This window comes from Pseudomonas sp. Q1-7 (genome assembly GCF_028010285.1).
Lineage (GTDB): Bacteria > Pseudomonadota > Gammaproteobacteria > Pseudomonadales > Pseudomonadaceae > Metapseudomonas.
The window spans coordinates 3,714,344-3,739,157 of record NZ_CP116304.1 but is presented as its reverse complement, the minus strand read 5'-3'; the positions used below and the strand labels follow the sequence as shown (position 1 = coordinate 3,739,157).

Sequence of the window (24,814 nt, the reverse complement as noted above, 5' to 3'; positions counted from 1 at the left end):
CCTGGAATCGTCCAGGGCGCTCATCCAGGAATCCGCCGAACGCATGCGCCGCACAGCCTTTTGGGCTGTCTGGCCAAGGTTTCGGCGGCCTCCATCGAGAAGCTGTTTTCAAAGTTTTACGCCGGAAGGAAGGCCTGATGAGGGCTGGCGGCGGGCATCCCTGACAGGGTGCCCGGCGCCATTATTTCCTGCCGGATGAACTGTGCTCGTGACGCTTTGAAAACAGCTTCCAACGGATATCGGCGCCTTAAATGGCGCGCCGATTCTAATGGAAAGGCTCGGCAAAGTTAAGACGAAATCCCGAATTCGCTGTGGGTGACCCTGATTGGACAAAGGGCTAAGATGGCCGGCCGTTTTGCCCGCCGAATTCCTTTTTGCCATGTCCAACCAGCGCATCAAGACGCCTTGCGTCGGCCTCTGTTCCACTGTTTATGGCGACCATGTCTGCCGGGGCTGCAAGCGTTTCCACCATGAGGTGGTGAACTGGAACTTGTACAGCGAGGAGGAAAAGCGTGCCGTCTGGCGGCGCCTGGAGCTCCTCCTGGTGCAGGTGATGGAGGCCAAGCTGGAGGTGTTCGATCCGGTGCGCCTGCGGGGGCAACTGGAGCAGCGGCAGGTACGTTTCGTTCCCGAGCAATCCCCCTATTGCTGGGCTTACCAGCTGATCGCCCGCGCTTCGCGCATGATCAACCGGCTGGATGCCTACGGCATCGCGCTGCTTCCCGAGTTCCGCGACTGGTCGCTGCCGGACCTGCGGGAAGCCATCGATCGCGAGTTTTTCCTGCTTTCCGAAGCGCACTACGAGCGCTACATCGCGCCACGCTTCCTGCGCGAAGGCGTCGAAAGTCGCGTCTGACACCGTGAAAAAAAGCCGCCCGGGGGCGGCTTTGGTGTTTCTGGAAACTCAACGCTGGGCGACCAGTTCCTCCAGGTGGGCGATGATGGCCTCGGGCTTGAGTACCAGGACATCGCTTTCCAGGGCATCCAGCACCACTTCGGCGGTATTGCCGATCAGCGCACCGGAAAGGCCGGAGCGCGCCACGGTGCCGATCACCGTGACCCCCGCTTCCAGCTTGTGGGCGACATGGGGGATCAGCACGTCGGCCGGTCCTTCCTCGATGTGTAACCGTTCGTCGCTGACGTCGTACTCGGCCTGGAAGGCTCGACATTCCTCGCGGTAGCGGGCCTCGATGGTTTCCTTCAGTTGGAAGGTGGGGTCCGCCGCCGAAAGCATCGGCGACGGGTGGGCGCAAATCACGTGCAAGGTGCCATGGGCGAGGCTGGCGATGTCGTAGCCATGGCTGACGATAGTGGCGTGCAGGGTGCGGTGTTCGCCGTCACTGTTGCCCACGTCCACCGCGGCGAGGATATTGCCGCCGGTCCAGGGTCTGTCGGTCTTGACCATCAGCACGGGGCCGGGGCAGTAGCGCAGGAGTTTCCAGTCGTCAGGCGTGAGCAGCGCTTTCTTCAGCGGGTTGTCGGGCACGTGCTGCTTGATCACCAGGCCGCAGCCTTCGGCCTGCTGGGCGGCGATGATGGTCTGGTGCAGATTTTCCAGCCAGCTCTGTTGGGTGCTGACGCTATAACCCTCGGCCTTGAGCGAGTCGGCGAGGTCGCTGAGGTAGTCGGCATGGTTGCCCTTGCGGTCGCAGATCAAGAGATGCAGGTGCGATTGGGTCACCCCGGCGATCAGTTTCGCCCTTTTCAGGGCAAGGCCCTCCGGCCGGTCCGGCTCCAGTACCACCAGAATGCTGCGAATGGCTTGCATGGTCCTCATCTCCCTGTCGATGGCTTATAGCCAAAACAAATGTAGCCTTGATTCGGCTTCGGCGTTCTTGACATATATCAAGTGGCCCGGGCTGGTCGTCGCGTCCTCCATTCGTATAATGCTCCGCCTTCGGGAGCCCGGCCAGCGTGGCGCCCAGCATGATGAGAGCCGCTCGTGAACCTGCCCCAGATCCATGACTTTCTTGGTTGCCGCACACCCGACGCCTGGGTGGCCGCTGCTTTGGCTGATCAGGAGACTCTGCTGATCGACCACAAGAACAACGAATTCAAGGCGGCATCCACGGCCATGGCGTTGATGGCCAAGTACTCCACCTACCTGGACTTGATCAATTTCATGTCGCGCCTGGCCCGCGAGGAGTTGGTGCATCACGAGCAGGTGCTGCGGATCATGAAACGCCGCCGGATAGACCTCAGACCCGTTTCGGCCTCCCGCTACGCTTCGGGGCTGCGCAAGCTGGTGCGCAGCCACGAGCCGCAGAAGCTGGCCGATACCCTGGTGGTCGGCGCCTTTATCGAAGCGCGCTCCTGCGAGCGCTTCGAAGCGCTGGTGCCGAATCTGGATGAGGAACTGGGTAAATTCTACGGTGGCTTGCTGAAGAGTGAATCGCGCCACTACCAGGGTTACTTGAAGCTGGCCTACCAGTACGGCGAGGCCAGGGATGTCGATCGCACCATCGAAAAGGTGAGGGCGGCCGAGCGTGAGCTGATCGAGACACCGGACGGGGAGTTCCGCTTCCACAGCGGCGTGCCGGTCTGACCGATCTGGAAAAGCGCCCGACAGCGCGCTTGTTCGTTGGCTGGTCCTTCAGGTCAGGTTGAAGGGAGTCTGCACGAAGCCCTGTTCGTCCACCTGCAAGGCCCAGCCTTGCCGATCCCAGTCGCCCAGCACGATGCGGCGGGCGGGCTGGCCGTCCAGTTCCAATTCATGGTTGGCGGGGCGGTGGGTATGACCGTGGATCAGGGTGCGGACGCCGTACTGGCGGAGGATGCGCGGAATTTCTTCCGGGGTTACGTCGGTGATTTCCGCCGCCTTCTCGCGGGTTTGCATCCGGCTTTCCTTGCGCAGCTTGCGGGCCAGCTTGTGGCGAGTGGCTAATGGCAGGTTGCGCAGAATGAACAGGCTGATGGGGTTACGCAGCCAGCGGCGTAGGCGCATGTAGGCCTCGTCCTGTGTGCAAAGGCTGTCGCCGTGCATCAGCAGCACCGCTTCGCCGTTCATCCGTGCCAGGCTGGGGTCGGGCAGCAGGGTGCAACCCGCTTCGCGGCAGAACGCCTTGCCCACCATGAAGTCGCGGTTGCCGTGCATCAGGTAAATGCGCGTGCCGCCGTCGGCTAGCGTGCGCAGCGCCTGGGCGATGGAGTGTTGGAAGGGGGTCATGGCATCGTCGCCGATCCAGGCTTCGAAGAAGTCGCCGAGAATATAGAGGGCATCCGCCTGGGGCGCGCGCGTCTGCAGGAAATGAAGAAACGCCCGGGTGATATCCGGGCGTTCCTCTTCGAGATGCAGATCGGAGATCAGCAATATCACTCGATGATCTCGGCCTTTTCGATGACCACGTCGTCGACCGGGACATCTTGGTGGCCGGCCTTCATGGTGGTGGCGACGCCCTTGATCTTGTTCACCACGTCCATGCCCTCGACCACTTCACCGAACACGGCGTAGCCCCAGCCCTGAACGGTCGGCGCGCTGTGGTTGAGGAAGGTGTTGTCGGCGACGTTGATGAAGAACTGGGCGGAAGCCGAGTGCGGCTCCATGGTACGGGCCATGGCGATGGTGCCGACCTTGTTGGAGAGGCCGTTGTTGGCTTCGTTCTTGATCGGCGCGCGGGTGGACTTCTGCTTCATGCCGGGTTCGAAACCGCCGCCCTGGATCATGAAGTTACCGATCACGCGGTGGAAGATGGTGCCGTCGTAATGGCCGGACTTCACGTACTCCTTGAAGTTGGCCGCGGTTTCCGGGGCTTTGTCTTCGAAGAGTTGCAGGGTGATGACACCGTGGTTGGTATGCAGCTTGATCATTGGGCTATTCGCTCTATCGAGAAATCCAAGGCCTGTCAGGGTATTGACAGCTTCGGCTATGATAAGCGCTTTGATTTGACCGGCCTACCCTGAGCCGCGCACCTGCCAGATCTAAGGACCCCATGAGCAAGCCAGAGACTCCCGCCGCCTCCAACTTCCTGCGCCAGATCGTCCAGGCGGACCTGGACGCCGGCAAGCACGCCAAGATCGTTACCCGCTTCCCGCCGGAGCCCAACGGCTACCTGCACATCGGCCACGCCAAGTCGATCTGCCTGAACTTCGGCCTGGCCAAGGAGTTCGGTGGTGACTGCCACCTGCGCTTCGACGACACCAACCCGGCCAAGGAAGACCAGGAATATATCGACGCCATCGAGAGCGACGTGAAATGGTTGGGTTTCCAGTGGGCCGGCGAGGTGCGCTATGCCTCCAACTATTTCGACCAGTTGCATGATTGGGCCGTCGAGTTGATCAAGGCCGGCAAGGCCTTCGTCTGCGACCTGTCGTCCGAAGAGATGCGTCACTATCGTGGCAGTCTGACCGAGCCGGGCAAGAACAGCCCCTTCCGGGACCGTTCCGTGGAGGAGAACCTGGACCTGTTCGCTCGCATGAAGGCTGGCGAATTCCCGGACGGCACCCGTTCCCTGCGCGCGAAGATCGACATGACTTCGCCGAACATGAACCTGCGCGACCCGATTCTCTACCGCATCCGCCATGCCCACCATCACCAGACCGGCGACAAGTGGTGCATCTATCCGAGCTATGACTTCACTCATGGCCAGTCGGACGCCATTGAGGGCATCACCCACTCCATCTGCACCCTGGAGTTCGAGGATCATCGCCCGCTCTACGAATGGTTCCTGGAAAACCTCCCGGTACCGGCGCAGCCGCGCCAGTACGAATTCTCGCGCCTGAACCTGAACTACACCATCACCAGCAAGCGCAAGCTCAAGCAGTTGGTGGACGAAGGCCATGTGAACGGCTGGGACGATCCGCGCATGTCGACCCTGTCCGGCTACCGTCGCCGCGGCTACACCCCGGAATCCATCCGCAACTTCTGCGAGATGATCGGCGTGAACCGTGCCGGAGGCGTGGTCGATATCGGCATGCTGGAATTCAGCATCCGCGACCATCTGGATGCCACTGCGCCGCGCGCCATGTGCGTGCTGCACCCGCTGAAAGTGGTGATCACCAACTACCCGGAAGACCAGGTGGAGAGCCTCGAGCTGCCACGCCATCCGAAGGAAGACATGGGCGTGCGTGTGCTGCCGTTCGCCCGAGAGCTGTACATCGATGCCACCGACTTCGAGGAAGTGCCTCCGGCTGGCTTCAAGCGCCTGATTCCCGGTGGCGAGGTGCGCCTGCGCGGCAGTTACGTGATCCGCGCCGACGAGGCCATCAAGGACGCCGATGGCAAGATCGTCGAGCTGCGCTGCAGCTACGACCCGGACACCTTGGGCAAGAACCCCGAGGGTCGCAAGGTCAAGGGCGTGATCCACTGGGTGCCGGCCGAAGGCAGCGTGGAGTGCGAAGTGCGCCTCTACGACCGGCTGTTCCGTTCGCCGAACCCGGAGAAGTCGGAAGAGGGCGGCAGCTTCCTCGACAACATCAACCCCGGCTCGCTGCAGGTGCTGAGCGGATGCCGCGCCGAACCGTCCCTGGCCCAGGCGCAGCCGGAGGACCGGTTCCAGTTCGAGCGCGAAGGCTACTTCGTCGCTGACCTGAGGGACTCTCAGCCCGGCAAGCCGGTGTTCAACCGAACCGTGACCCTGCGCGATTCCTGGGGCCAATGATGACGCTGTCGATCTACAACACCCTGAGCAAGACCAAGGAACCGCTGCAGCCGCTGGTCGGCAACCAGGTTCGCATGTACGTCTGTGGCATGACGGTCTATGACTTCTGCCACATCGGCCATGCGCGGGTGATGGTGGCGTTCGACGTAGTGGCGCGCTGGTTGCGCCATCGTGGCTATGACCTCACCTACGTGCGCAACATCACCGACATCGATGACAAGATCATCCGGCGCGCCAACGAAAACGGCGAGCCCTTCGAGGTGCTGGTGGAGCGCATGATTGCGGCGATGCATGAGGACGAGGCGCGCCTCTCCGTGCTGCGTCCGGACATCGAGCCCCGCGCCACCGGCCATATCGCTGGCATGCACCAGATGATCCAGACCCTGATCGACAAGGGTTTCGCCTATGCGCCTGGCAATGGCGACGTCTATTACCGGGTCGGCAAGTTCGAAGGCTACGGCAAGTTGTCGCGGCGCAAGATCGACGAGCTCAAGATCGGCGCCCGCATCGAGGTGGACGAAATCAAGGAGGATCCGCTGGATTTCGTCCTCTGGAAGGGCGCCAAGCCGGGCGAGCCGAGCTGGGAGTCGCCTTGGGGCGCTGGTCGTCCGGGTTGGCACATCGAGTGCTCGGTGATGTCGACCTGCTGCCTGGGGGAAACCTTCGACATCCATGGTGGTGGTCCGGACCTGGTGTTCCCCCATCACGAAAACGAGATTGCCCAGAGCGAGGCGGCCACCGGCAAGCTTTACGCCAAGGCCTGGATGCACGCCGGTGCGGTGCGTGTGGATGGCGAGAAGATGTCCAAGTCCCTGGGCAACTTCTTCACCATTCGCGAGGTGCTGGAGAAGTACCACCCGGAGGTTGTGCGTTACCTGCTGGTGTCCAGTCATTACCGCAGCCCGATCAACTACTCCGAGGAAAGCCTGAAGGAGGCCAAGGGGGCCCTGGAGCGCTTTTATCACGCGCTGCGTGGCCTGCCCGATGCCGCTCCGGCCGGTGGCGAGACGTTCGTTGAGCGGTTCGCTGCGGCCATGGATGACGATTTCAACAGTCCGGAAGCCTGTGCCGTGCTGTTCGAGATGGTGCGCGACGTGAATCGGTTGCGGGAGAGTGACCTGCCGGCCGCCGCTGCGCTGGCGTCCCAGCTCAAGGTGCTGGCCGGCCTGCTCGGCGTGCTGCAGCTGGAACCGGATGCGTTCCTGCGCGCTGGCGCCGAAGGCAAGGTGGACGCCGCTGAGGTCGAGGCGTTGATCCAGGCGCGCCTGCAGGCTCGCGCGGAGAAGAACTGGGTTGAGTCCGACCGCATTCGCGACCAACTGACCGCCATGGGCGTGGTTCTGGAGGACAGCAAGGGTGGGACCACCTGGCGCCTCGCAGACTGATCCGAACCGTCTGTCTAGTCCTGAAATAGGTTTACACCTATCAGGCCAGGATCCAGACCTCAAAACGCCCGATGCACCGCATCGGGCGTTTTGTATTTCAGGGCTTGGTGAGGGCGTTCCCGGTTATAGATGTCCACGGCCTCGCGCACCATCCGGCGGGCTTGTACCAGGTTCGCTGGAGTCTGGGTCAGCAGTTCGTTCTTCAGGATGCCGTTGACCCGCTCGGCCAGGGCGTTCTGGTAGCAGTCATAGCCATCGGTCATCGAGCAGGTAATGCCGTGCTGGGCATGCAGGCGTTGGTAATGCGCCGAGCAGTACTGGATGCCACGGTCCGAGTGATGCACCAGGGGCTGGCGCGAGTAGGCATCGGTGACCAGGCTCAGGTACAACGGGCCGCTTTGGCTGGGCAGGTAGGTGATGTCGGCGACCCAGACCCGTTCCGGCGCGTCGGGCTGCACTTGCTGCGGGCCGGGCTTGAGCAGATTGGGGTGGCGATAGAAGCGGTGAAAGCTTTGAGTGGTCTTGTGATACGCCCGCTTGGGCAAGATCAGCAGCCGGTGCTCGGCCAGCACGCGAAACAGGCGATCCCGCCCGACCCGCAGCCTCGGGTCGGCCTGACGCTGAAGCACGAAATGCAGTTTCCGTGTGCCCAGGCGCGGCTGACGCATCCGCAGGTGCCGCACGAACTGGGCGACCTGTCGATCCTGATGGCCGCGGCGATCCGCCGTCCGGTTGCGCTGGTAATAGGCCTGGCGACTGATGCCCATGAACTGGCAAGCCCTGCTAACGCTCAGCCCTTGGACTTGCCTTTGCGTGAGGACTTGCCGGTACGCTTTTTTACGATGGAAACGCCGTAGTCGTTCTTCAGCACATCCACCACGGCCTCAAAGAACTGGGCCTTCTGGTTGGCCAGCTCCAGCTGCTGCTCCAGTTCCTTGATGCGCTGCTCGGAGGTCAAGGGTCGATAGGGCTCGGACACGGAAAGGCTCCTTGCGGTACGGATGGACGCCCCCTGGCTCCAATCCTGCCGACCGTGCTTGCGTAACCACACCAACACCGTCGACCGACCCTGGATGCCATAACGGGCCTGAGCCTCCTTGTAACTCATTTCGCCTTTTTCGACCTGGTCGACGACCGCCAATTTAAAAGCCAGCGTGTAATCGCGCTGGCTACGTCGTACACCTTGCGCCATGGGACGCTCCTGAAAACAAAGGCCAAGGTGTAAACCTTATTCAGGACGGGACAGTCCAAATGAAAAAGGCCGCTTGATGCGTAATGCTGTTCACTTAAGCGGAGCAGCCTTGCGGTCCACCGGGTAGCGGGTCTTGGAAATCTTCACCGTCCTGGGTCTTGATGGCTTGGGGCGGTGATCCAGAAACAACCCGCCAATACCGGCTCGCAACTCCGACAGGCGACGGCCCGTGGCCGAAATCGGGTTGGCCGCCGCCATCACGATCAATTGCACGGCGATATAGTGAGCCACCGGCTTGAAGCGGATGTCGGCGGGTGAGCGGCCGAAGGCGACTGCCGCCTGACCGGCCTCACGGCGGATGATGTTGTAGGCCAGCAACAATCCCCAGACCTCCTGGTAGACCAACGCCTTGACCTTACTGCGCAGGGTCACCGCATTCTGCTGCAGGGAACTCTTGATGTTCCGGAAGCCCAGTTCGATCTCCCAGCGCTCCCGGTACAGTGTGGCGACCGCCTTGGCGCTGTAGCGCTCGGCCGGCAGCGAGGTCAGAACGGTTTTTACCTTGCCCTGGACTTCGTAGCTGACCTCGCGCACCTCCCAGTGCGTGGGTAGGTTCGGGTTACGGTTTCGCGCCTGGGGCGACACCTTCATGCGCAACAGGCGATCCCCTTTGCCATAACGCGTCACTTCCTCGCTGACTAGACCCTGGCGGGCCGGGATCAACCAATGTCGGTGGTCACCGCCCTTGTTCAACCCCAACAGCAAATCGGCGCTCCAGAACCCCTTGTCGAACAAGGTCACCGAATGGTCGGGAATCTGCTGCACAAAGGCATCGGCCAAGCGCATTTCACTGCGCCGGTATGGGCTCAGCTGGGCATCCAGAATCAAGTGCGAGCGCACATTCATCAGGGCCACCAGACGCAGCATGGGGAACGGCGTCTGACGGTCGGTGGCGGTATTGCCAGAGCCGAAATGCTCCCGCAGTTCGGGTGTATCCGGGGTGCGCAGCAGTGCACCATCCACCGCCAACACCTGCAGGCCCTGCCAGCTATCGCCGTCATAGCGCTCACACCCCCATTGCTGACCCGTCTGGCGAAACAGCCATTCAACCGGATCGGCCCCCAGCCGTTTGCGTGCCTCGGTGACCCCACTTCTGGCCAGCAGGTGGTCGGAGGCCAGACCCTGGGCGCAGATGTTCAGGCGCCGCGCCACCTCATGGACCGGCTCGTCGCGGAACAAGGCCATGCCGAGCACCAGCCAGAGCACCTGATCACTGGGCAGGCGCCGGCGGCGGATGGTGGCCTGGGCAGAAAGCTCCAGCGCCGACGCCACCCACTCGATCGGGATGTTTTGGGTGAAGGTGCTCAAGTCGGAGAAGTTGAACAACTCGCCCAGGTCGAGCAACTGCTGTTGAAAGGACATAAAAAATCCGATGCCAGAGGTCTGGCATCGGATTCTCGGGGAACCTCGGCTGCAGCTCAAATGCTTATGTGAACAGCATTACGCTTGATGCGGCCTTTTTCTATTTTTCTGTGCGTTATGCGTGAAGTGTTTCGGCGGCGTAGAGGGTGTTTTCCAGCAGGCAGGCGCGGGTCATCGGGCCGACGCCGCCCGGGACGGGGGTGATCCAGCTCGCGCGCTGTTCGGCCACCTCGTACTCCACGTCGCCGACCAGCTTGCCGTCCTCCTGGCGATTGATGCCGACGTCGATGACGATGGCTCCGGGCTTGATCCATTCACCCTTGACCAGGCCAGGCTTGCCGGCGGCCACTACCACCAGATCGGCGTTTGCCACGTGGCCGGCCAGATCCCTGGTGAAGCGGTGGGTAACCGTGACGGTACAGCCAGCCAGCAGCAGTTCCAGCGCCATGGGGCGGCCAACGATGTTCGAGGCACCTACGACGACCGCGCTCATGCCGTAAAGATCGGCACCGGTGCTTTCCAGCAGAGTCATGATGCCTTTGGGGGTGCAGGGGCGGAGCAGGGGAATGCGCTGCGCCAGTCGACCGACGTTATAAGGATGGAAACCGTCAACGTCCTTGTCGGGATGGATGCGCTCCAGCAACTGAGAGGCGTCCAGGTGGTCCGGCAGCGGCAGTTGGACCAGGATGCCATCGATGGCCGGATCTTCATTGAGGCGATCGATCAAGGCCAGCAATTCGGCTTGGCTTGTGCTGGCGGGCAGGTCATGAGCCTGGGACAGGAAGCCGACTTCCTCGCAGTCCTTGCGCTTGTGCGCGACATACACCTGGGAGGCGGGATCGCTGCCGACCAGGATCACCGCGAGGCCGGGGACACGAAGTCCTTGCTGGCGGCGCTCGGCGACACGTTGGGCTATCTGCTGGCGGAGGCGGGCGGCGATCGTTTTGCCGTCGATCAGTTGTGCGGTCATGACGCTAGATTAACCATCGGGAAGGGCTAAAAAGGGCGCGTATTCTCGCATGGAGGGGCGGGCGGGCAAAGGCGGCTGGTCAGCATTTTCCCGTAACTCCTTTATCTTTCTGATTTTTTTAAATTTTCCTGTTGACGAGGTGTAGGTGTGTCGATAACATGCGCCCCGCTTGTCGAGCACAGCCAGTCGCTGGGTAAGACGGCGAGGCTGGATCGCTCGATTCAGTCGAAGCCGAAGCTTTATAGTCTGCTCGCAGATATAAGCGCCCGTAGCTCAGCTGGATAGAGCATCCGCCTTCTAAGCGGATGGTCGCAGGTTCGAGTCCTGCCGGGCGTGCCATTTGGCGCCTTTGGCACAAGCAAGACGTAATATGGTGGGCGTAGCTCAGTTGGTAGAGCACAGGATTGTGGCTCCTGGTGTCGTGGGTTCGATTCCCATCGTCCACCCCATATTCGAGAAAGCGCCAGGCCACGTGCCTGGCGTTTTCGTTTCAAGCGTTGCCCCTCGCGGACGTGGTGGAATTGGTAGACACACTGGATTTAGGTTCCAGCGCCGCAAGGCGTGAGAGTTCGAGTCTCTCCGTCCGCACCATCCTACTTCTCTTTTCTTCTATCCCTTCGTTTTGCCGGCTGTTTCTGCTGGGTGACTTCTGTAGATCGACCCTCTAGAATGCATGCCCTTGATTCTGGGGCCGGAACGGCCGGCTAATGTCTGTGCAACGAGGAATATCCATGCAAGTTTCTGTAGAAAGCACCTCCGCTCTTGAGCGCCGCATGACCATCGGCGTGCCGGCCGAGCGCGTCGAGAACGAAGTGACCAAGCGCCTGCAGCAGACTGCCCGCCGCGCCAAGGTTGCCGGCTTCCGTCCGGGCAAGGTTCCGATGAGCGTCATTCGTCAGCGCTTCGAGGACTCCGCTCGTCAGGAAGTGCTGGGCGATCTGATCCAGTCTTCCTTCTATGAGGCTGTTGTCGAACAGAAGCTGAACCCGGCCGGTGCTCCGTCCGTCGAGCCGAAAGTGTTCGAAAAGGGCAAGGATCTGGAGTTCATCGCTACTTTCGAAGTGTTCCCTGAATTTCAGGTGGCTGGCTTCGATGGTATCGCCATCGAGCGTCTGCAGGCTGAGGTCGGCGATGCCGATGTCGACAACATGCTGGACATCCTGCGCAAACAGAACACCCGTTTCGAAGCCGTGGAGCGTGCGGCCGAGAATGGCGATCAACTCAACATCGACTTCGTAGGCAAGATTGACGGCGAAGCCTTTGCCGGTGGTTCCGCCAAGGGGACCTTGCTGGTATTGGGCTCCGGCCGCATGATCCCGGGCTTCGAAGAGGCTCTGGTGGGTGTCAAGGCTGGCGAAGAGCGCGTTATCAACCCGACTTTCCCGGCCGATTACCAGAATCTGGACCTGGCGGGCAAGGTTGCTGAGTTCACCGTCACCGTGAACAGCGTTTCCGCGCCCCAGCTGCCGGAGCTGAACGACGAGTTCTTCTCCCTGTTCGGCATCAAGGAAGGTGGTCTGGAAGGCTTCCGCGCCGAGGTTCGCAAGAATATGGAGCGCGAACTGCGCCAGGCCATCAAGTCCAAGGTAAAGAACCAAGTGATGGATGGTCTGCTGGCCGCCAATCCGGTTGAAGTGCCGAAGGCCCTGATCTCCAATGAAGTGAACCGCCTGCGCGTGCAGGCCGTCCAGCAGTTTGGCGGAAACATCAACCCTGACCAGTTGCCGGCCGAGCTGTTCGAAGAGCAGGCCAAGCGCCGAGTTGTTCTGGGTCTGATCGTCGCTGAGGTGGTCAAGCAGTTCGAGCTGAAGCCTGATGAAGCCCGCGTGCGTGAGCTGATCGAAGAGATGGCTTCCGCCTACCAGGAGCCGGAGCAAGTCGTGGCTTGGTACTACAAGAACGACCAGCAGCTGAACGAAGTCCGTTCTGTTGTGCTGGAAGAACAAGTTGTAGATACTGTCCTGCAGAAGGCCAACGTGACCGATAAATCGGTTGCCTACGAAGAGGCGGTCAAGCCGGCGGAAGCTCCGAAAGCCGACTGATTGTTTTACCTCTTTCGAGTACACCATAAGCCAGCCTCCGAGCTGGCTTATGCGTCTTTGAGACATGACTATCTAGTTAGGGAGTGATCGCAGGACATGTCCCGCAATTCTTTTATGCAGCAAATGCCTGACATCCAAGCCGCCGGTGGCCTGGTGCCGATGGTGATCGAGCAGTCCGCCCGCGGCGAACGTGCTTATGACATCTATTCGCGCCTGTTGAAGGAGCGCGTAATTTTCCTGGTGGGGCCGGTCGAGGATTACATGGCCAACCTGGTAGTGGCGCAGCTGCTGTTCCTCGAGGCCGAGAACCCCGACAAGGATATCCAGCTCTACATCAACTCCCCGGGCGGCTCGGTGACCGCTGGCATGTCGATCTACGACACCATGCAGTTCATCAAGCCCGACGTTTCCACGCTCTGCATCGGCCAGGCGTGCAGCATGGGCGCGCTGTTGCTGGCTGGTGGCGCCGCGGGTAAGCGTTTCTGCCTCCCGCATTCACGCATGATGATTCACCAGCCGCTGGGCGGCTTTCAGGGGCAGGCCTCGGATATCGAAATCCATGCCCGTGAAATTCTCACCATCCGCGAGCGGCTGAACAAGATCCTGGCGGATCACACCGGCCAGCCGATTGACGTGATCGCGCGCGATACCGACCGTGACAACTTCATGAGTGGTGACGAAGCGGTCAAATACGGCCTGATCGACCAAGTGCTCAGCAAGCGCCAGCTCGCGGGTTAAGCCCTTCCGCAGGACCGCGGCCGGAGAATATCCGGCCGTTTCGCGGGGTTGAAAATGCCCGCATTTGCCTTCATCTTGTGTTTCAAGCCTACCCCGATTGGATCGATCGAATGACTGACACCCGCAACGGCGAGGATAACGGCAAGCTGCTTTATTGCTCCTTCTGTGGCAAAAGCCAGCACGAAGTGCGCAAACTGATTGCCGGTCCCTCCGTATTTATCTGCGACGAGTGCGTCGACCTGTGCAATGACATCATCCGCGAGGAGGTGCAGGAAGCTCAGGCCGAGAGCAGTGCGCACAAGCTGCCAGCGCCCAAGGAAATCCGCACAATCCTCGACCAGTACGTCATTGGCCAGGAGCGTGCAAAGAAAGTGCTCGCGGTCGCGGTGTACAACCACTACAAGCGTCTGAACCAGCGCGACAAGAAAGATGACGTCGAACTGGGCAAGAGCAATATCCTGCTGATCGGCCCCACCGGCTCGGGCAAGACACTCTTGGCTGAAACCCTTGCTCGCCTGCTCAATGTTCCCTTCACCATCGCGGATGCCACGACCCTGACCGAGGCGGGCTACGTCGGCGAAGACGTTGAGAACATCATTCAGAAGCTGTTGCAAAAATGCGACTACGACGTCGAGAAGGCCCAGATGGGCATCGTCTATATCGACGAGATCGACAAGATTTCCCGTAAGTCCGACAACCCGTCCATCACCCGCGACGTGTCCGGTGAGGGCGTGCAGCAGGCCCTGCTGAAGCTGATCGAGGGCACCGTCGCCTCCGTCCCCCCCCAGGGCGGACGCAAACACCCGCAACAGGAGTTCCTGCAGGTTGATACCCGCAACATCCTGTTCATTTGTGGTGGCGCATTCGCAGGTCTGGAGAAGGTTATCCAGAATCGTTCCACCCAGGGCGGAATCGGCTTCAATGCCGAGGTGCGTAGCAAGGAACTTGGCAAGAAGGTGGGCGAAGCTCTCCGCGAAGTGGAACCAGAGGATCTTGTGAAGTTCGGCTTGATTCCGGAGTTCGTGGGACGTCTGCCGGTCATCGCCACCCTGGATGAGCTGGACGAGGCCGCCCTGATGCAAATCCTCACCGAGCCAAAGAATGCGCTGACCAAGCAGTACGCGAAGCTGTTCGAAATGGAAGGTGTGGATCTGGAGTTCCGTCCGGATGCACTGAAAGCCGTTGCGCATCGGGCGCTGGAGCGCAAGACCGGCGCCCGCGGGCTGCGTTCCATCCTGGAAGGTATCCTGCTCGACACCATGTATGAGATTCCTTCTCAAACAGATGTAAGCAAGGTGGTTATTGACGAAAGTGTCATCGAAGGATCGTCCAAGCCGTTGTTGATCTATGAGAACAACGAGCAGCCTGCCAAGGCGGCGCCTGACGCTTGATGAAACAAAGGGGCCTGCGGGCCCCTTTGCATTTCCTGCCTCGACGCTTGTTTTTTCCCTGGCCTAACCCCATCTTAGGGCCAAGGGTTTCCTCATCTGTTTACGGCCCGAGGGCCGCCGTAGAGCTGATACCATGAATACGACTTCCGAATTACCTCTCCTGCCATTGCGCGATGTCGTGGTTTACCCGCACATGGTCATCCCGCTGTTTGTAGGGCGTGAGAAATCCATCGAGGCACTCGAAGCCGCGATGACAGGGGATAAGCAGATTCTCCTGGTAGCCCAGAAGAACCCGGCCGACGATGATCCGGGCGAAGATGCTCTGTATCGCATGGGAACTGTCGCCACTGTACTGCAGTTACTGAAACTTCCGGACGGTACAGTGAAGGTGCTGGTCGAGGGCGAGCAGCGTGGGGCCATCGAGCGATTCATCGAAGTCGACGGCCATTGCCGCGCCGAAGTCAGTCTGATCGACGAAGTCGATGCGGGCGAGCGTGAGTCCGAAGTATTTGTTCGCAGCCTGCTCAGCCAGTTCGAGCAGTATGTCCAACTGGGTAAGAAAGTACCGTCCGAGGTGCTTTCTTCGCTGAATAGCATCGATGAGCCAGGGCGCCTGGTGGATACCATGGCGGCCCACATGGCGCTGAAAATCGAGCAGAAGCAGGAAATTCTCGAGCTGACCGACTTGTCGGAGCGTGTCGAGCATGTTCTGGCGCTGCTGGACGCCGAGATCGATCTGCTGCAGGTTGAAAAGCGCATCCGCGGTCGTGTGAAGAAGCAGATGGAGCGCAGCCAGCGCGAGTACTACCTGAATGAGCAGATGAAGGCCATTCAGAAGGAGCTGGGCGATATCGACGAGGGTCACAACGAAGTCGAGGAGCTGAAGAAGCGCATCGACAATGCTGGCCTGACCAAGGAAGCCTTGGCCAAGGCCAATGCTGAGCTCAACAAGCTGAAGCAGATGTCACCGATGTCCGCCGAAGCGACCGTGGTGCGTTCCTATATCGATTGGCTGGTCAATGTGCCGTGGAAGGCCGAGAGCAAGGTCCGCCTGGATCTGGCCAAGGCCGAGGATATCCTCGACGCCGATCACTACGGACTGGAGGAAGTCAAGGAGCGAATCCTCGAATACCTCGCCGTGCAGAAACGCGTGAAAAAGGTAAAGGGCCCGGTGCTCTGTCTCGTGGGGCCGCCCGGTGTCGGCAAGACTTCGCTGGCCGAGTCCATCGCCCGCGCTACCAATCGCAAGTTCGTGCGCATGGCGTTGGGTGGTGTGCGTGATGAAGCTGAAATCCGCGGCCACCGTCGCACCTACATCGGTTCCATGCCGGGGCGTCTGATCCAGAAGATGACCAAGGTCGGTGTACGCAACCCGTTGTTCCTGCTCGACGAGATCGACAAGATGGGCAGCGACATGCGCGGCGACCCCGCCTCGGCGCTGCTGGAAGTGCTCGACCCCGAGCAGAACCACAACTTCAATGATCACTACTTGGAAGTCGACTACGACCTCTCGGATGTGATGTTCCTCTGTACCGCCAACTCCATGAACATTCCGGCACCGCTGCTGGACCGCATGGAAGTGATCCGCCTGCCTGGCTACACAGAGGACGAGAAGGTGAACATCGCCGTCAAGTACCTCGCGCCGAAGCAGACCAAGGCCAACGGCCTCAAGAAGGGTGAACTTGAGTTTGACGAAGCGGCCATCCGCGACATCATTCGCTATTACACCCGTGAAGCCGGGGTGCGCAGCCTGGAGCGCCAGCTCGCCAAGGTCTGCCGCAAGGCGGTGAAAGAGCACGCCCACGAGAAGCGCTTTGCGGTGCGGATCACCGCCGAATCCCTGGATCATTTCCTTGGTGTGCGCAAGTACCGTTATGGTCTTGCCGAGCAGCAGGATCAGATTGGCCAGGTGACCGGCTTGGCCTGGACGCAGGTGGGAGGGGAGTTGCTGACCATCGAAGCGGCTGTCGTTCCGGGCAAGGGCCAGCTGACCAAGACCGGCTCTCTGGGCGACGTGATGGCCGAGTCCATCACTGCGGCGCTGACAGTGGTGCGCAGTCGTGCGAAGAGCCTGGGCATTCCGGCGGACTTCCATGAGAAACGCGACATCCATATCCATATGCCCGAAGGTGCTACTCCGAAAGACGGCCCCAGCGCTGGCATCGGCATGTGCACTGCGCTGGTGTCGGCCATGACGCAGATTCCGGTGCGTGCTGATGTAGCCATGACTGGGGAAATCACTCTGCGTGGTCAGGTGCTCGCTATCGGTGGCCTGAAAGAGAAATTACTGGCAGCGCATCGTGGTGGAATCAAGACCGTGATCATTCCCGAAGAGAATGTCCGTGATCTGAAAGAAATTCCCGAAAATATCAAGCAAGACTTGGCGATTAAACCGGTTAAATGGATTGACGAAGTCCTGCAAATTGCGCTGCAATACGCCCCGGAGCCCTTGCCCGATGCGGCTCCCGAGATGGTTGCAAAGGATGACAAGCGCGAGACTGATTCCAAGGAGCGAATCAGCACGCATTAGCCGGGGGGGCTTCCTTGACACATTTTTAGAGCCCTTGTTATAAAGCGGCTCTTATGTGTTAGTAGGCCATCCGGCACCCGCTTTGCTTACACCAAACAACTAAGAAACAACTCAACAGAAATAAGGGGACTTAAGAGTGAACAAGTCGGAACTGATCGATGCTATCGCCGCATCTGCTGACATCCCGAAAGCTGTAGCTGGCCGCGCGCTGGACGCAGTTATCGAATCCGTTACTGGCGCTCTGAAGGCTGGTGACTCCGTGGTGCTGGTTGGCTTCGGTACTTTCGCTGTTAAAGAGCGTGCTGCTCGTACCGGCCGTAACCCGCAGACTGGCAAGCCGATCAAGATCGCTGCTGCCAAGATCCCTGGCTTCAAGGCTGGCAAAGCTCTGAAAGACGCCGTCAACTAAGCGTCTTTCGGGCTCTGCCCGATAGCGGAGCGGTGGGCGTGGAGGATTTTTTCCTACCGCCGGAGAGGTCGAATCTCAGACTCCGCAAGTTACGAGAAGGCGCATCCTTGGATGCGCCTTTCTCATATTCGGATACTCTACCCGCGTTACTCGGCTGCGATTCCATGCGGCCGTTTCTGGGGGACCCATGCTGCAGAACATAAGGGACAATTCACAAGGGTGGATTGCCAAAACCATCATTGGCGTCATCATCGTACTGCTGGCATTGACCGGCTTCGACGCCATCTTCAATGCCACCAGCAATCGCCAGAACGCGGCGGAGGTCAACGGGGACGAGATCACCCTGGACCAACTGAGCGAAGCGGTGAACATGCAGCGCCGCCAGTTGCAGCAGCAACTGGGGAAGGACTTCGATGCCTCTCTGCTGGACGAAAAGTTGCTGCGTGAGGCCGCGCTGAAAGGTTTGATCGAGCGCCAGCTCCTGCTGCAAGGCGCCCAGGAGGCGGATTTTGCCTTCTCGCAGGCCGCTCTTGACCAGCTTATCCTGCAGACGCCGGAGTTCCAGGTGGACGGCAAGTTCAACGCCGACCGCTTCGACCAGGTCATCCGCCAGATGAATTACAGCCGCTTGCAATTCCGCCAGAAGCTCGAGCAGGAAATGCTCATCGGCCAATTGCGTGCCGGCCTGGCTGGCAGCGGTTTTGTCACCGACGCCGAGGTCGAAGCCTTCGCGCGCCTTGAGAGGCAGACCCGCGATTTCGCCACCCTGACCCTGAAGGCTGATCCGGCTGAGGTCAGCATTTCCGATGATGAGATCAAGGCCTACTACGACGGTCACCTCGATCAGTTCAAGAGCACCGAGCAGGTCGTGATCGAGTACGTCGAGCTGAAAAAGGCAGCCTTCTTCAGTCAGGTCGAGGCCAAGGAGGAAGACCTCCAGGCGCAGTACCAGAAGGAGATCAGCAACCTCGCCGAACAACGTCAGGCCGCCCACATCCTGGTGGAGGTCAACGACAAGCTGAGCGACGAGCAAGCCAAGGCCAAGATCGAGCAGGTCAAGCAGCGTTTGGATAAGGGGGAGGACTTCTCCGCCCTGGCCAAGGAGTTTTCTGACGACTCCGGTTCCGCTGCCGACGGCGGTGATCTGGGCTTCGCCGGTCCCGGCGTCTATGAGCCCGCCTTCGAAGAGTCGCTGTATGCGCTGAAGCAGGGCGAGGTTTCCGCGCCGGTGCGTACCCAGTACGGCTGGCACCTGATCAAGCTGCTGGCTGTGCAAGCGCCTGACGTGCCGAGTTTCGAAAGCCTGAAGCCCAAGCTGGAGCACGAGATCAAGGCGCAGCAGGTAGAGCAGCGCTTCGTCGAGGCCAGCAAGGAGCTGGAGGATGCCGCGTTCGAGGCTTCCGATCTGGTGCAGCCTGCCCAGGAGCTGAAGCTGGAAGTGAAGAGCAGTGCACCCTTCGGCCGTGAAGGCGGTGAAGGCCTGACCGCCAACCGCCAAGTCCTCCAGGCCGCCTTCAGCCCTGAAGTGCTGGAAGATGGGGCAAACAGCTCGGCTATCGAACTGGACCCGGAGACTGTGGTCGTCCTGCGCGTCAAGGAGCACAAGAAGCCTGAGCAGCTCGGGCTGGACAAGGTCGGCGACAGCATTCGCCAGCATTTGCTGAGCGAGAAGGCCAGCGAAGCCGCCAAGACCAAGGGCGATGCCCTGATAGCCAGCCTGCGCGAAGGCAAGACGCCGGTCGAGCAGGCCCAGCAGGGTCAGTCCTGGCACGTGGTGGAAGCTGCGACCCGCAGCCAGGAAGGCGTCGAGCCGGTTCTGCTGCAGGCCCTGTTCCGCATGCCGAAGCCGGTCGCTGCCGACAAACCCGAATTCACTGGCGTGAAGCTGAACAATGGCGACTACGTGGTAGTCCGACTGAACGGCGTCAACCAGTCGGAGGACAAGCTAGCCGAGCAGGAGAAGGCGATGTTCAGCCGCTTCCTCGCTTCGCGCAGCGGTCAGCAGGACTTCGCCGCCTACCGTCGTCAGTTGGAAGAACAAGCGAAGATCGAGCGTTTCTGATCTGCGCTTCGGACAGAAGAAGGCCGCTGATGCGGCCTTCTTCCGTTTTGGGACCGGGTGGCTTCCCTTCCGCTCTCGGTATCGTTCATGGGCCGATCATGCGTCGATGACGCGTGATCGACCGTGTGGAAACGGGGTTGAACAACGCAAACAAAAAAGCCCGCAATCTGTGCGTAATGCTGTTCACTTAAGCGGAGCAGCCTTGCGGTCCACCGGGTAGCGGGTCTTGGAAATCTTCACCGTCCTGGGTCTTGATGGCTTGGGGCGGTGATCCAGAAACAACCCGCCAATACCGGCTCGCAACTCCGACAGGCGACGGCCCGTGGCCGAAATCGGGTTGGCCGCCGCCATCACGATCAATTGCACGGCGATATAGTGAGCCACCGGCTTGAAGCGGATGTCGGCGGGTGAGCGGCCGAAGGCGACTGCCGCCTGACCGGCCTCACGGCGGATGATGTTGTAGGCCAGCAACAATCCCCAGACCTCCTGGTAGACCAACGCCTTGACCTTACTGCGCAGGGTCACCGCATTCTGCTGCAGGGAACTCTTGATGTTCCGGAAGCCCAGTTCGATCTCCCAGCGCTCCCGGTACAGTGTGGCGACCGCCTTGGCGCTGTAGCGCTCGGCCGGCAGCGAGGTCAGAACGGTTTTTACCTTGCCCTGGACTTCGTAGCTGACCTCGCGCACCTCCCAGTGCGTGGGTAGGTTCGGGTTACGGTTTCGCGCCTGGGGCGACACCTTCATGCGCAACAGGCGATCCCCTTTGCCATAACGCGTCACTTCCTCGCTGACTAGACCCTGGCGGGCCGGGATCAACCAATGTCGGTGGTCACCGCCCTTGTTCAACCCCAACAGCAAATCGGCGCTCCAGAACCCCTTGTCGAACAAGGTCACCGAATGGTCGGGAATCTGCTGCACAAAGGCATCGGCCAAGCGCATTTCACTGCGCCGGTATGGGCTCAGCTGGGCATCCAGAATCAAGTGCGAGCGCACATTCATCAGGGCCACCAGACGCAGCATGGGGAACGGCGTCTGACGGTCGGTGGCGGTATTGCCAGAGCCGAAATGCTCCCGCAGTTCGGGTGTATCCGGGGTGCGCAGCAGTGCACCATCCACCGCCAACACCTGCAGGCCCTGCCAGCTATCGCCGTCATAGCGCTCACACCCCCATTGCTGACCCGTCTGGCGAAACAGCCATTCAACCGGATCGGCCCCCAGCCGTTTGCGTGCCTCGGTGACCCCACTTCTGGCCAGCAGGTGGTCGGAGGCCAGACCCTGGGCGCAGATGTTCAGGCGCCGCGCCACCTCATGGACCGGCTCGTCGCGGAACAAGGCCATGCCGAGCACCAGCCAGAGCACCTGATCACTGGGCAGGCGCCGGCGGCGGATGGTGGCCTGGGCAGAAAGCTCCAGCGCCGACGCCACCCACTCGATCGGGATGTTTTGGGTGAAGGTGCTCAAGTCGGAGAAGTTGAACAACTCGCCCAGGTCGAGCAACTGCTGTTGAAAGGACATAAAAAATCCGATGCCAGAGGTCTGGCATCGGATTCTCGGGGAACCTCGGCTGCAGCTCAAATGCTTATGTGAACAGCATTACGCAATCTGTGCGGGCTTTTTTGTCGGGGCTGCTATCAGTCTTCGATATTGCCCATCGCGGTGGTGTTGAAGCCGCCGTCGACGTACATGATCTCGCCGCTGATGCCCGACGCCAGGTCGGAGCAGAGGAAGGCGCCGGCATTGCCGACTTCTTCGATGGTCACGTTGCGACGCAGGGGGGTCTGCTTCTCGTTGGCGGCGAGCATCTTGCGGAAGCTCTTGATGCCGGAAGCGGCCAGGGTGCGGATCGGGCCGGCGGAGATGGCGTTGACGCGAGTGCCTTCCGGGCCGAGGCTGCCGGCCAGATAGCGGACGCCGGCTTCCAGGCTGGCCTTGGCCATGCCCATGACGTTGTAGTTCGGCATGGTGCGCTCGGCGCCCAGGTAGGACAGGGTCAGCAGGCTGCCATTGCGGCCCTTCATCAGTTCGCGGCCGGCCTTGGCCAGGGCCACGAAGCTGTAGGCGCTGATGTCGTGGGCGATACGGAAGCCTTCGCGGGTGGTGACTTCGGTGAAGTCGCCGTCCAGTTGGTCGCCCGGGGCGAAGCCCACAGAGTGAACGATGCAATCCAGGCCATCCCACTTCTTGCTCAGGGCTTCGAAGACGGCAACGATTTCCTCGTCCTTGGCTACGTCGCAGGGGAAGCACAGTTCAGCGCTGGAACCCCAGCCCTCGGCGAACTCTTCCACGCGGCCCTTCAGTTTTTCGTTCTGGTAGGTGAAAGCGAGCTCGGCGCCTTCGCGATGCATGGCTGCAGCGATGCCCGATGCGATGGACAGTTTGCTGGCTACGCCAACGATCAGTACGCGCTTACCGGCGAGAAAACCCATGTGCTTCATCCTCTTCTGGTTAATGGGCAGTTCCTGGAGCCAGGAATGCGGCTTCCAGCAACTGCTTCGTATAGCTGTGCTGCGGGGCGGCGAAGATGGCATCGGCCGGACCCTGCTCGACCACCTGTCCGTGCTTGATCACCATCAGTTGGTGACTCAGCGCCCGGACCACCGCCAGATCATGGCTGATGAACAGGTAGGTCAGGTCGTACTTGGTCTGTAGCCTGCGCAACAACTCCACTACTTGGCGCTGAACCGTCCGGTCGAGCGCCGAGGTGGGCTCGTCCAACAGGATCAGTGCCGGTTTCAGCACCAATGCCCGGGCAATGGCAATCCGCTGCCGCTGCCCGCCGGAAAACTCGTGGGGGTAGCGGTGCCGGGTTTCCGGGTCCAAGCCTACCTCCAGGAGCGCGTCGATGATGGCCTGCTCCTGCTCCGCCTCGGTGCCGATGCGGTGTATTCGCAAGCCCTCGCCGACAATGTCGCCCACGCACATGCGCGGGCTGAGACTGCCGAAGGGGTCCTGGAAAACCACCTGCATCTGCCGCCGAAACGGACGCACGTCTTTTTGCGACAGACCGTCCAGGGGTTGGCCCTGGAAGCGGATGCCGCCCCGACTGCCCAGCAGCCGGAGGATTGCCAGGCCCAGCGTGGATTTGCCGGAGCCACTTTCGCCGACGATGCCCAGGGTCTGTCCCTGGGGCAGGCTGAAATTGACGCCGTCCACGGCCTTGACGTGATCCACGGTGCGCCGCAGCAGCCCTTTTTTGATCGGGAACCACACCCGCAGGTCATCGACCTCGAGCAGTGGCGCCCCTTGCGGGTTCTCCGCCGGCTGGCCCGAAGGCTCGGCGCCGAGCAGTTCCCGGGTGTAAGGATGCTGCGGTGCGTGGAACAGCTCATCACACGACGCTTGTTCGACGATGCAACCGCGCTGCATGACACATACGCGATGCGCAATTCTGTGCACCAGGTTCAGGTCGTGGCTGATCAGCAGCAGCGCCATGCCGAGACGTGCCTGCAAGTCCTTGAGCAGCTCGAGGATTTTCAGCTGCACGGTGACGTCCAGGGCAGTGGTGGGTTCGTCGGCGATCAGCAGTTCCGGCTCGTTGGCCAGGGCCATGGCGATCATCACCCGCTGCCGCTGGCCACCGGACAGTTCGTGGGGGTAGGCCTTGAGCCGCTTGTGCGGCTTGGGGATGCCAACCATCTCCAGCAGCTCCAGGGTGCGTTGGGTGGCGGCCTTGCCCGTCAGCCCCTTGTGCAGCGCCAGTACCTCGTTGATCTGTTTCTCGATGCTGTGCAACGGGTTGAGCGAGGTCATGGGTTCCTGGAAAACCATGGCGATGCGGTTGCCGCGAATACCCCGCAGCTTGGCTTCGGGAAGCTTCAGCAAGTCCTGGCCGGCGTAGTCGATGCTGCCGCTGGGATGGCGGGCGAGGGGGTAGGGCAGCAGGCGCAGGATGGAATGCGCGGTAACCGACTTGCCGGAGCCGCTTTCGCCCACCAGGGCCAGGGTTTCGCCTTTGCGGATATCGAAGCTGACGCCTTCGACCACGCGCTGCGCCTTGTCGCCGGTAACGAACTCGACGGACAGGTCGCGGATTTCAATCAGGTTCTCGCTCATCTCACTTCCTCGGGTCGAAAGCGTCGCGCGCGGCTTCGCCGATGAACACCAGCAGGGTCAGCATGGCCGCCAGCACCAGGAAGGCGGAAATGCCGAGCCAGGGCGCCTGCAGGTTGGACTTGCCCTGGGCCACCAGTTCGCCGAGGGAGGGGGCACCCGGTGGCAGGCCGAAGCCGAGGAAGTCCAGCGCGGTCAGGGTACCGATGGCGCCGGTGAGGATGAACGGCATGAAGGTCATGGTGGAAACCATGGCGTTGGGCAGGATGTGGCGGAACATGATGGCGCCGTTCTGCATGCCCAGGGCGCGGGCGGCACGTACGTACTCCAGGTTGCGGCCACGGAGGAACTCGGCGCGCACCACGTCCACCAGGCTCATCCAGGAGAACAGCAGCATGATGCCCAGCAGCCACCAGAAATTCGGCTGCACGAAGCTGGCGAGGATGATCAGCAGGTAGAGCACGGGCAGGCCGGACCAGATTTCCAGGAAGCGTTGGCCGACGAGGTCTACCCAGCCGCCGTAGAAGCCCTGCAGGGCGCCGGCGATCACACCGATGATGGAGCTGAGGATGGTCAGCGTAAGGGCGAACAGCACTGAGACGCGGAAGCCGTAGATGACGCGGGCCAGGACGTCGCGCCCCTGGTCGTCGGTGCCCAGCCAGTTGTCGGCGGACGGTGGCGCGGGGGCCGGGACCTTGAGTTCGTAGTTGATGGTGTCATAGCTGAAGGGGATGGGTGCCCAGAGCATGCTGCCGCCCCTGGATTCGATCAGCTCGCGGATGTAGGGCGTCTTGTAGTTGGCTTCCAGGGGGAACTCGCCGCCGAAGGTGGTCTCCGGGTAGCGCTTGAGGACGGGGAAGTACCATTGGCCGTCGTAGCTGACTGCCAGGGGCTTGTCGTTGGCGATGAGTTCCGCGCCGAGGCTGAGCACGAAGAGCACGAGGAACAGCCACAGCGACCACCAGCCGCGCTTGTTGGCCTTGAAGCGCGCGAAGCGCCGCTGGTTGATGGGGGAAAGGGCCATGC

At 61.1% G+C, this 24,814-nt stretch carries 20 protein-coding genes and 3 tRNA genes; 13 read left to right on the top strand and 10 right to left on the bottom strand.

What is annotated here, in order from left to right; translation table 11 throughout:
* The first annotated feature begins 379 nt into the window (after positions 1–379).
* Positions 380–856 (top strand): DUF1289 domain-containing protein, encoded by a 477-nt coding sequence (locus PJW05_RS17315; RefSeq protein ID WP_271408208.1) that lies wholly within the window; start codon positions 380–382, stop codon positions 854–856.
* A gap of 48 nt (positions 857–904) precedes the next feature.
* On the opposite strand, the gene PJW05_RS17310 is transcribed toward PJW05_RS17315, so the two are convergent.
* Positions 905–1,768, bottom strand: a complete 864-nt coding sequence (locus tag PJW05_RS17310; protein WP_271408207.1) for a universal stress protein — start codon at positions 1,766–1,768, stop codon at positions 905–907.
* 174 nt (positions 1,769–1,942) lie between these two features.
* On the opposite strand from PJW05_RS17310, the gene PJW05_RS17305 reads away from it, so the two are divergent.
* On the top strand, positions 1,943–2,545 hold the full coding sequence (locus PJW05_RS17305) for a tRNA-(ms[2]io[6]A)-hydroxylase (protein ID WP_271408206.1): 603 nt from the start codon (positions 1,943–1,945) through the stop codon (positions 2,543–2,545).
* A 48-nt stretch (positions 2,546–2,593) separates the two neighbouring features.
* Here the strand turns inward: PJW05_RS17305 and lpxH are convergent, their stop codons facing one another.
* Together lpxH and PJW05_RS17295 are read right to left on the bottom strand one after the other, a co-directional pair.
* Positions 2,594–3,316 carry a UDP-2,3-diacylglucosamine diphosphatase gene (gene lpxH / locus PJW05_RS17300; RefSeq protein WP_271408205.1) on the bottom strand — a complete coding sequence of 241 codons (723 nt, stop codon included), beginning with the start codon at positions 3,314–3,316 and terminating at the stop codon, positions 2,594–2,596.
* Positions 3,313–3,807, bottom strand: a complete 495-nt coding sequence (locus PJW05_RS17295; protein WP_271408204.1) for a peptidylprolyl isomerase — start codon at positions 3,805–3,807, stop codon at positions 3,313–3,315. The genes lpxH and PJW05_RS17295 overlap by 4 nt, the downstream gene beginning before the upstream one ends.
* 122 nt (positions 3,808–3,929) lie before the next feature.
* Here PJW05_RS17295 and PJW05_RS17290 point away from each other — a divergent pair, with 122 nt between their 5' ends.
* Positions 3,930–5,597, top strand: a complete 1,668-nt coding sequence (locus PJW05_RS17290; protein WP_271408203.1) for a glutamine--tRNA ligase/YqeY domain fusion protein — start codon at positions 3,930–3,932, stop codon at positions 5,595–5,597.
* A complete protein-coding gene (gene cysS / locus PJW05_RS17285) occupies positions 5,597–6,982 on the top strand; it encodes a cysteine--tRNA ligase (protein WP_271408202.1) in 1,386 nt (461 codons plus the stop codon). Before PJW05_RS17290 ends, cysS begins: the two co-directional genes overlap by 1 nt.
* Positions 6,983–7,041: 59 nt before the next feature.
* On the opposite strand, the gene PJW05_RS17280 is transcribed toward cysS, so the two are convergent.
* From PJW05_RS17280 to folD, 3 genes are all read right to left on the bottom strand, one after another.
* Positions 7,042–8,174, bottom strand: a protein-coding gene (locus tag PJW05_RS17280; protein WP_271408201.1) for an IS3 family transposase whose coding sequence is annotated in 2 segments (ribosomal slippage) — positions 7,042–7,823 and positions 7,823–8,174 — 1,134 coding nt in all. Because the reading frame shifts where the segments join, the coding sequence is not laid out codon by codon here.
* Between the two features lie 90 nt (positions 8,175–8,264).
* Positions 8,265–9,596: an IS4 family transposase gene (locus PJW05_RS17275; protein WP_271408194.1), complete on the bottom strand. Its 1,332-nt coding sequence runs from the start codon at positions 9,594–9,596 to the stop codon at positions 8,265–8,267.
* Between the two features lie 115 nt (positions 9,597–9,711).
* Complete coding sequence (folD, locus tag PJW05_RS17270) at positions 9,712–10,566, bottom strand: bifunctional methylenetetrahydrofolate dehydrogenase/methenyltetrahydrofolate cyclohydrolase FolD (protein ID WP_271408200.1); 855 nt, start codon at positions 10,564–10,566, stop codon at positions 9,712–9,714.
* A 262-nt stretch (positions 10,567–10,828) separates the two neighbouring features.
* On the opposite strand from folD, the gene PJW05_RS17265 reads away from it, so the two are divergent.
* From PJW05_RS17265 to PJW05_RS17225, 9 genes are all read left to right on the top strand, one after another.
* Positions 10,829–10,905 (top strand) — tRNA-Arg (locus PJW05_RS17265).
* A gap of 34 nt (positions 10,906–10,939) precedes the next feature.
* Positions 10,940–11,015 (top strand) — tRNA-His (locus PJW05_RS17260).
* Positions 11,016–11,072: 57 nt separating this feature from the next.
* Positions 11,073–11,157, top strand: a tRNA-Leu gene (locus tag PJW05_RS17255).
* Between the two features lie 140 nt (positions 11,158–11,297).
* Positions 11,298–12,608 carry a trigger factor gene (gene tig / locus PJW05_RS17250; protein WP_271408199.1) on the top strand — a complete coding sequence of 437 codons (1,311 nt, stop codon included), beginning with the start codon at positions 11,298–11,300 and terminating at the stop codon, positions 12,606–12,608.
* A 96-nt stretch (positions 12,609–12,704) separates the two neighbouring features.
* Positions 12,705–13,346: an ATP-dependent Clp endopeptidase proteolytic subunit ClpP gene (gene clpP / locus PJW05_RS17245; protein ID WP_271408198.1), complete on the top strand. Its 642-nt coding sequence runs from the start codon at positions 12,705–12,707 to the stop codon at positions 13,344–13,346.
* Positions 13,347–13,456: 110 nt separating this feature from the next.
* A complete protein-coding gene (gene clpX / locus PJW05_RS17240; protein ID WP_271408197.1) occupies positions 13,457–14,737 on the top strand; it encodes an ATP-dependent Clp protease ATP-binding subunit ClpX in 1,281 nt (426 codons plus the stop codon).
* A 133-nt stretch (positions 14,738–14,870) separates the two neighbouring features.
* On the top strand, positions 14,871–17,267 hold the full coding sequence (lon, locus tag PJW05_RS17235) for an endopeptidase La (protein ID WP_271408196.1): 2,397 nt from the start codon (positions 14,871–14,873) through the stop codon (positions 17,265–17,267).
* A 136-nt stretch (positions 17,268–17,403) separates the two neighbouring features.
* Complete coding sequence (gene hupB / locus PJW05_RS17230; RefSeq protein ID WP_003087931.1) at positions 17,404–17,676, top strand: nucleoid-associated protein HU-beta; 273 nt, start codon at positions 17,404–17,406, stop codon at positions 17,674–17,676.
* 187 nt (positions 17,677–17,863) lie between these two features.
* Entirely contained in the window at positions 17,864–19,738 is a 1,875-nt protein-coding gene (locus PJW05_RS17225) for a SurA N-terminal domain-containing protein (RefSeq protein WP_271408195.1), read from the top strand.
* Between the two features lie 183 nt (positions 19,739–19,921).
* Here PJW05_RS17225 and PJW05_RS17220 read toward each other — a convergent pair whose 3' ends face one another.
* The 4 genes from PJW05_RS17220 to PJW05_RS17205 form a co-directional block, all read right to left on the bottom strand.
* Entirely contained in the window at positions 19,922–21,253 is a 1,332-nt protein-coding gene (locus tag PJW05_RS17220) for an IS4 family transposase (RefSeq protein WP_271408194.1), read from the bottom strand.
* Positions 21,254–21,369: 116 nt separating this feature from the next.
* Positions 21,370–22,164: an enoyl-ACP reductase FabI gene (gene fabI, locus PJW05_RS17215; protein WP_271408193.1), complete on the bottom strand. Its 795-nt coding sequence runs from the start codon at positions 22,162–22,164 to the stop codon at positions 21,370–21,372.
* Between the two features lie 19 nt (positions 22,165–22,183).
* Complete coding sequence (locus tag PJW05_RS17210; RefSeq protein ID WP_271408192.1) at positions 22,184–23,791, bottom strand: ABC transporter ATP-binding protein; 1,608 nt, start codon at positions 23,789–23,791, stop codon at positions 22,184–22,186.
* Position 23,792: 1 nt separating this feature from the next.
* Positions 23,793–24,812 carry an ABC transporter permease gene (locus PJW05_RS17205; protein ID WP_271408191.1) on the bottom strand — a complete coding sequence of 340 codons (1,020 nt, stop codon included), beginning with the start codon at positions 24,810–24,812 and terminating at the stop codon, positions 23,793–23,795.
* Between the last annotated feature and the right edge of the window lie 2 nt (positions 24,813–24,814).